The organism is Hydrogenophaga sp. (genome assembly GCF_041633695.1).
In the GTDB taxonomy this organism is placed as follows: Bacteria; Pseudomonadota; Gammaproteobacteria; order Burkholderiales; family Burkholderiaceae_C; genus Hydrogenophaga.
Genome location: NZ_JBFJMY010000223.1, coordinates 1 through 6,767, shown reverse-complemented (window position 1 = coordinate 6,767; position 6,767 = coordinate 1). Strand labels below are relative to the sequence as shown.

Here is a 6,767-nt window from a genome sequence, read left to right as displayed (position 1 = left end):
TTCATGCTGCTGCCCATGGCCGGCATGGCCATCGGCCTGACCAACAACACGGTGGCTCAGTTCCCCCTGATGGGCGCCGAGGTGGCTTCCATCGTGCTGGCGGCGGTGGCGGTGTTTGAAACCATGGGCCCACCCCTGGTGGCCCGCGCCCTGCGCTGGACCGGTGAGGTCGAAAACGACCACGCCGACCGGGGCATGACCCAGGCCGACGCGGTGATGGAGCCGCTGCATGAGCCCGGCCACACCCGCAGCTGACCCAAACACCGGAGGCGGCGAATTCGGTCTCATCCGCCGCCACTTCCAGCGCCCAGCGACTACTCAGCCCACGGCGGTGGCGCTGGGCATTGGCGACGACTGCGCCCTGCTCCGGCCCGCGCCCGGGTACCAGCTGGCGGTGTCCAGCGACATGCTGGTGGCGGGGCGGCATTTTTTCGCCGATGTAGCCCCTCAGACCCTGGGCCACAAGGCGCTGGCGGTCAACCTGAGCGATCTGGCAGCCATGGGCGCGCGGCCGCTGGGCTTCACGTTGGCACTGGCCCTGCCCGAGCTGGACGACCCCTGGCTGGCGGCGTTTGCCCAAGGCCTGTTCGCGCTGGCCGATGCCCACGCCTGCCCACTGGTGGGCGGCGACACCACACGCGGCCCGCTCAACATCTGCATCACGGTCCTGGGCGAGGTGTTGCCGGGGCAGGCCCTGCGCCGCGACGCCGCACAAGCCGGTGACGACCTCTACCTGAGTGGTCAGGTGGGCGAAGCGCGGCTGGCGCTGGAATGCCTGCGCGGCACGCCCTGGGCCACCGAACACTGCGGACCCGAAGCCCTGGCCCGGTTGCGCGAGCGCCTGGAGCGGCCCACACCCCGGCTTGCGCTGGGCCAGGCCTTGGCGGGCGTGGCGCGGGCCGCGATCGACGTGAGCGACGGCCTGGCCAGCGACCTGGGCCACATCCTGCAAGCCTCGCGCCTGGGCGCCGAGCTGGCGCCGGACGAATGGGCGCTGGCGCCCGAGCTGCGTGCACTGCCCGAACCCCAGCGCCTGGAATGCCTGCTGAACGGTGGCGACGACTACGAACTGCTGTTCACCGCGCCCATGGCCGCGCGTTCGGCCGTGGCGGGGGCCGCAGCGGCCAGCGGCACACCGGTGCAGCGCATAGGCCGCCTGACACCGGAGCCCGGCTTGCGGCTGCGCGAGCCATCGGGTCGCCTGCGGCCCTGGACCGCCAGCGGCTGGGACCACTTCGCCTGAGCTGCGTACCCCGCTACGCGCTGGCACTCTGGCCAAACAGCGCCGCCGTGATCTCGCCCGCTTTTCGACCGTTCAAGCGCCCGGCCTCCACCCACACGAAGCGCCCTGGTGGCGCAGAAATGGTGTCGGCCCGCACCACCTCGCGCTCGGTGCGATCGTCCACCAGCAAGACCACCTGCTGCACATGGCTGGCGGCACCGAGCACGCCCAGTTCGTGCCTACAACCTTGGTTTTTCGCCTGGAAACCCCGCAAGTCCATCAGCACCACGTCTGCCTGTTGCACCAGAGCGGCCAGCGCGGCCTGCCAGGTGCTGTCGAAGCAATAACACTCGTTGACGCGGTAGCGCCCATCCGGATCGGGTCGCAGATCGAAGCCGCGCAGGCGCTCGTCCACCTGATCGGGGTGGGCGATGAAGCGGCTGGCCAGGTCGCCGTTGAGAAAGGTGAACAAGTCGTCCGGGTCCAGCGTGTAGCCGATCAAATCGGCCCCCGCGATCAGCACCGTGTTGCCGCTCAGGCGCCAACGCTCCACCACCCGGTCGAACAGCCGGGCCACCTGGGCGTCTTGCTGGAACACGCGCAGCACCAGGAGCGTGGGCGCAGGCCCGGCGGGCACCAACCAGGAACGCAAGCCCCAACTGGCCAACGGTATCCAGAGCCAGGCCAGCAGTTGCACCAGCCCGGCCAGACCGGCGCCCTGGTAGGCCGGCAAGGCGCTGGCGAACAGCACCACGAACCAGTAGGCGGCGAACAGATAGCCCAGATCGGAGAAGCTTTTTTCGCGGTAGGCGCGGGCCAGCGCCCGCCCCATGGCGTAGACCGGCCAGGCCAGCAGCATCCAGGGTGCCAGCGCCAACAGCAACAAGGTGGCGTGCACGCCCAACACGCCCACGAGCCGGATGATCCAGACCGGTGGATGTGCCGAGCCCAGCGCCAGCACCAGCAGCACAAAGACCGAGGCGGCCGAGAGCAGCAGAAAAATCGGCAACAAATAGGGCGCGACGGCGCGGATGCGGCCACTGGCCCCGATCAGCAAAGTGACCCCCATGGGAATCACCACCACACCGCCCAGCCAACCCGAGACCTGCGCCAGCGATTGCCGCTCGTTGGAGCCCCACAGCACCAGCACGGCCATGAAAACCATGTAGGCGGCAATGGCCAGCGCCACCCGGGTCCAGGACCAGCGGCGCAGCAAACCCCAGGCCATCACCATGGGCCAGGCGTAGACCAGGCCCAGCAACAGCAAACGGTTGGCGGTGATCCGGTCCACCTGGTACACCAGCAGCAGATCCAGCCACGACTGCGTGACGCCGATGAGCAGCGAGACGCCGCTCATGGCCAACAAATAGCGCCAGACGGCGCGCCGGTGGCCCGCCAGGTCCAACGGGATCGGCGCACGCGGTTCGGCTGGAGCTGTGGAGGGCCGTGTGGTGGGCGCAGGCTGCGCATCCTGGGGTGCGGTGCCGCCACGCATCAAGACCAGCATGCGGCGCCGGTACAAGCTGGCCACGATCCAGGAAACGCCCGAGGCCAGCAACACGCCCAGCAGCAACGCTGACAGGATGGCACCGGAATCGATTGGCATGGCGGCGCCAGTATGCGGCGCCCGCCGCTCCAAAACAAGCCACACCCGGTGTAGGCGCCCAGTGCCCGCCGCAGACCGCCTGGCCCGCGCCCCATAATCCCCCCATGCCCGACACCGATCCAGCCGCCGAGTTGCACGCCCCCGCAAAGTCCAACCCGGCGCCCAGGATGGTGGCGCCGATGGGGAGGCCCACGCTGGCGTTTTTGTTTGCCCACCCGGCGCATTTCATCGCCCTGGGAGCGGGCTCGGGTCTGGCGCGTTTTGCACCCGGCACGGCCGGCACGCTCTGGGCCTGGGTGGCTTTTTTGCTGCTGCAACCGGTGGTGTCCGACCTGGCTTGGGCGCTCTTGATCGGCGGCGGCACCTTGGTGGGGTGGTGGGCCTGCACCGTGACCGCCCGGCACATGGGCGTGGCCGATTCGGGCCACATCGTCTGGGACGAAGTGGTCGCCTTCTGGCTGGTGCTCTGGCTGGTCTCACCCACCGGCTTTTGGGGCCAGATGGGTGCGTTCGCCCTGTTCCGCCTGTTCGACTCGGTGAAGTTCGGCCCCATGGCCTGGGCCGACCAGCGCTTCAAAGGTTTTGGTCCGCGCGGCGGCTTTGGGATTTTGCTGGACGACTTCGCGGCCGCCTTCTGCACCTTGCTGGTGATCGCGGCCTGGCGGTATTGAAGCCCATCCCGGCGCTGCGTTACGCTGTGGTCTATGCCGCCTACCCATCCACCCACGCCTATCCCTCAGCTGGTTGAACAACTGGCCCAGGCCCTCAAGACGCGTGGCCTGATGATGGCCACGGCCGAGAGCTGCACCGGCGGGCTCATCGCCGGGGCCTGCACCGAACTCAGCGGCTCCAGCGAATGGTTTGAACGCGGGTTTGTCACCTACGCCGACGCCGCCAAAACCGAGATGCTGGACGTGCCCGCCGCCCTGATCGGCGCCCATGGCGCGGTCAGCGAAGCGGTGGCGCGGGCCATGGCAGCAGGGGCGCTGGCGCATTCGCAGGCCCAGGTGTCGGTCGCGGTGACCGGCGTGGCCGGCCCCACGGGCGGCAGCGCCGAAAAGCCGGTGGGCACGGTCTGGTTCGGTTGGGCCACACCCGAGGGCGTGTTCAGCGAACACCGGCGTTTCGACGGCGACCGTGCCGCCGTGCGCCAGGCCACCGTGGCGCATGCGCTGAGCGGCCTGCTGGCTCGGTTGCCCGTCGCCTGATTTCCCCACCAAGACTCCGCTGCCCTGGCTGGACCACATGCCCGAAGCCTTCAAAAACCTGATCAACGCCGACACCGTGGCCCACGCCGGGCGGCACCTGCAGCGCGTCTGGCCGGCCTTCGACCGGCCACGCTTTGAAAGCCTGGCCGGCACCGGTCTGGACGACCTGGAGTTCAAAGCCCGCGCCATGCAGATCGCCAACGCGCTGGAGCACACCCTGCCGCCGCGCTTCGACGCCGCGGCCCGCGTGCTGGAGCGCAGCCTGAGCCAGGCGCTGCCGCTGGACGCACAAGGCGAACCGGTGGGCTTGTCGCAAGCGCTGGCGGAAAAAGGCTTGTCGGGCTGGGTGGTCTGGGCCATGGGCGAGTTTGTGGCCCGGCGCGGCATGGACGATGTGCCGCGCGCGCTGGCCTGCCTGCACGCGCTCACGCAACGCTTTTCCGCCGAGTTCGCCATCCGCCCCTTCATCGCCCGGTACCCGGACCAGGTGTTTCCCATCCTCGCTCAGTGGACACAAGACCCCAGCGCCCACGTGCGCCGCCTGGCCAGCGAAGGCAGCCGCCCGCGCCTGCCTTGGGGCATGCGCTTGCAGAGCCTGGTGGACGACCCGGCGCCCGCCTGGCCGCTGCTGCGCGCGCTGCAAGACGACCCCAGTGCCTATGTGCGGCGCAGCGTGGCCAACCACCTCAACGACATCGCCAAGGACCACCCGGATCGGGTCGCGTCGTGGCTGGTGACCGAACTGCGCGGCGCCAGCGCCCAGCGCACCGCCTTGTTGAAACACGCGAGCCGCAGCCTCATCAAGCAGGGGCACGCAGCCACGCTGTCGGCCTGGGGCCTGCAACCGGGCTTGGTCGGCCAGGCCACCCTGAAACTCGCGCCCAGCACGGCGGCGGTGGGTGAGAGCGTGGACTTGCGCGCCACCCTGCACTCGCGCAGCGAACAAACCCAGACGCTGGTGGTGGACTACGCGGTGCACCACCAACGCGCCAACGGCAGCACCTCGCCCAAGGTGTTCAAGGGTTGGAAACTCGCGCTGGGCGCGGGCGAAAAACGCGTGCTGGACAAGCGCCACAGCCTGCGCGCGGTCACCACGCGCAAGCTCTACCCCGGCGTGCACCGGGTGGATTTGCTGGTGAACGGACAGGTGCTGGCGTCGGACCGGTTTGAGCTGCTGGGCTGAGCGTGCAGCTGCGCGTAAGGGATTGTGCGCAGGCCGCCGCGCGTGTGGTGCGTCACACCCCCGAGGCCAAACCACCACAACCGGGTGATGGCTTTGCTGCGGCCACGGCTTTCTGTGTCGCTGGCCCATCCGCCACCGCCGAAATCTCTAAGCTTGGCCGCTGATCACCCCAGGCGGTGCGGCATGGGCCGACAACGCCCATGGGGATGCCGCCACACCATGAACCTGTCCACCCTGCTCCAGTGGTTGAAAAAACCACGCGCCCCAACACCGTCGCCGCCCGCGCGCAGCGCCACGGTGGACCCGGCCGCGAACGCCGGAGCGCATGGCCTGACTCGGCAGGACATCCACGACGCGATCGCGGCCCACCTGGCCTGGCGCACGCAGTTCAACGACTGGTTATCGCAAGACGAACCGGCAGACCCGGCGTCGCTGCCCGGCCCCGAACGCTGCGGGCTGGGCCTGTGGCTGGCCCAGGCCGCGGTGCACCGGTCCCCCGGCCAACACCTGGCACTGGCCGGCCTGGCGCGGGAACACCAGCGCCTGCATGCCTGTGCCGCGCAAGCGCTGCAACACGCACGGGCGGGCCGGATGGGCCAGGCCAGCACCATGCTCAACCGGGACTTTGAACGCCACCACCGCCGCGTGATGCAATTGCTCCACAGCCTCGCGGCGCGCTGAAAACACGGCCGCGTTCAATGCAGACCGTGGCACTTCTTGAACTTTTTTCCACTGCCGCACCAGCAGGGATCGTTGCGCCCCGGGGTTTCGGTCTTGCGCACGGTCTCGATGCGCGGCCCCAGGTTGCGCCAGAGTTCGCGCAGGTCGTACACGGCCCAGATCGCGCCGCCAAACGTATTCATGCGCGCTTCGCTCACGCTGGGCGGGCCGTCTTCGGAGTGCATGGAAAATGCAGGCGGATCGGTGTCGTCGTCGGTCAGGCTCACGATCGCATCGAGCGCGTCGTTCAGCCAGCCCGCAGCCTCCTTGTCGCGTGGCGCGGCCCATTCTTCGGCCCAGTTCTCCACCACGAACATGAACCCCAAGGCCCAGACCTGGGCGAAGGCCGGCAGTTCCTGGTCGCCGATCTCGGCGCGGGCCTCGTCCGACAATTCCAGCACCGCACCACGCACGTCCATCACTTCGGGGTGGTAACAGTTTTCGTCTTCCAGCGTCTCCACCTCGGCATTCAGGGCCATCGCCACCTCGTTCCAGCGGCGCATCCACAGCTCCATGAACCGTCCGGCCTGGATGGCATCGGCAAACCGGGTCATGCCCTCTTCCGGCTCGGCCGGGGCGCCGTCGGCAGGCGCGTCCGCTTCCAGCCCGAGCAGAACCGGAAAGTACTCGCTGGGCATGATGACGCGGCGGCTGCAGACCAGCGCGGCCATGGCGCCTTCGCAAAATTCCCACTGTGGAACCTCGTCGCCACGGGTGCGCAAATCGTCCAGGATCGCGTCCAGTTCGTCGAAATCGTCGTTGTCCATGGGCTTGTTCGGGGGATCGGAAATCATGGTTTTTCAGCTCGGGGTTCTATGATGACGACCA

At 68.8% G+C, this 6,767-nt stretch carries 7 protein-coding genes and 1 pseudogene; 6 read left to right on the top strand and 2 right to left on the bottom strand.

Annotated features, from left to right (window positions below):
* Together ABYB95_RS14055 and thiL are read left to right on the top strand one after the other, a co-directional pair.
* Positions 1 to 255 (top strand): annotated as a pseudogene (locus ABYB95_RS14055) (hypothetical protein); the annotation flags it as partial.
* Entirely contained in the window at positions 230 to 1,243 is a 1,014-nt protein-coding gene (gene thiL, locus ABYB95_RS14050; RefSeq protein ID WP_372659189.1) for a thiamine-phosphate kinase, read from the top strand. The pseudogene ABYB95_RS14055 and the gene thiL, both read left to right, overlap by 26 nt.
* A 13-nt stretch (positions 1,244 to 1,256) precedes the next feature.
* On the opposite strand, the gene ABYB95_RS14045 is transcribed toward thiL, so the two are convergent.
* Positions 1,257 to 2,828: a hypothetical protein gene (locus ABYB95_RS14045; RefSeq protein ID WP_372659188.1), complete on the bottom strand. Its 1,572-nt coding sequence runs from the start codon at positions 2,826 to 2,828 to the stop codon at positions 1,257 to 1,259.
* 104 nt (positions 2,829 to 2,932) lie between these two features.
* On the opposite strand from ABYB95_RS14045, the gene ABYB95_RS14040 reads away from it, so the two are divergent.
* The 4 genes from ABYB95_RS14040 (at position 2,933) to ABYB95_RS14025 (ending at position 5,900) form a co-directional block, all read left to right on the top strand.
* Positions 2,933 to 3,499, top strand: a complete 567-nt coding sequence (locus ABYB95_RS14040; RefSeq protein WP_372659187.1) for a phosphatidylglycerophosphatase A — start codon at positions 2,933 to 2,935, stop codon at positions 3,497 to 3,499.
* 33 nt (positions 3,500 to 3,532) lie between these two features.
* Complete coding sequence (locus ABYB95_RS14035) at positions 3,533 to 4,036, top strand: CinA family protein (protein ID WP_372659186.1); 504 nt, start codon at positions 3,533 to 3,535, stop codon at positions 4,034 to 4,036.
* A gap of 37 nt (positions 4,037 to 4,073) precedes the next feature.
* Positions 4,074 to 5,219, top strand: coding sequence for a DNA alkylation repair protein (locus tag ABYB95_RS14030; protein WP_372659185.1), 1,146 nt, complete (start codon positions 4,074 to 4,076; stop codon positions 5,217 to 5,219).
* 219 nt (positions 5,220 to 5,438) lie between these two features.
* On the top strand, positions 5,439 to 5,900 hold the full coding sequence (locus ABYB95_RS14025) for a CZB domain-containing protein (RefSeq protein ID WP_372659184.1): 462 nt from the start codon (positions 5,439 to 5,441) through the stop codon (positions 5,898 to 5,900).
* A gap of 14 nt (positions 5,901 to 5,914) precedes the next feature.
* On the opposite strand, the gene ABYB95_RS14020 is transcribed toward ABYB95_RS14025, so the two are convergent.
* Positions 5,915 to 6,733 (bottom strand): UPF0149 family protein, encoded by an 819-nt coding sequence (locus tag ABYB95_RS14020; protein WP_372659183.1) that lies wholly within the window; start codon positions 6,731 to 6,733, stop codon positions 5,915 to 5,917.
* Positions 6,734 to 6,767 lie beyond the last annotated feature (34 nt).

What these genes read in the sequence shown, in the direction of transcription:
- ABYB95_RS14030 (WP_372659185.1), top strand. Translation starts at nt 4,074, where the DNA reads ATGCCCGAAGCCTTCAAAAACCTGATCAACGCCGACACCGTGGCCCAC.
- ABYB95_RS14045 (WP_372659188.1), bottom strand. Translation starts at nt 2,828, where the DNA reads ATGCCAATCGATTCCGGTGCCATCCTGTCAGCGTTGCTGCTGGGCGTG.
- ABYB95_RS14040 (WP_372659187.1), top strand. Translation starts at nt 2,933, where the DNA reads ATGCCCGACACCGATCCAGCCGCCGAGTTGCACGCCCCCGCAAAGTCC.
- thiL (WP_372659189.1), top strand. Translation starts at nt 230, where the DNA reads ATGAGCCCGGCCACACCCGCAGCTGACCCAAACACCGGAGGCGGCGAA.
- ABYB95_RS14020 (WP_372659183.1), bottom strand. Translation starts at nt 6,733, where the DNA reads ATGATTTCCGATCCCCCGAACAAGCCCATGGACAACGACGATTTCGAC.
- ABYB95_RS14035 (WP_372659186.1), top strand. Translation starts at nt 3,533, where the DNA reads ATGCCGCCTACCCATCCACCCACGCCTATCCCTCAGCTGGTTGAACAA.
- ABYB95_RS14025 (WP_372659184.1), top strand. Translation starts at nt 5,439, where the DNA reads ATGAACCTGTCCACCCTGCTCCAGTGGTTGAAAAAACCACGCGCCCCA.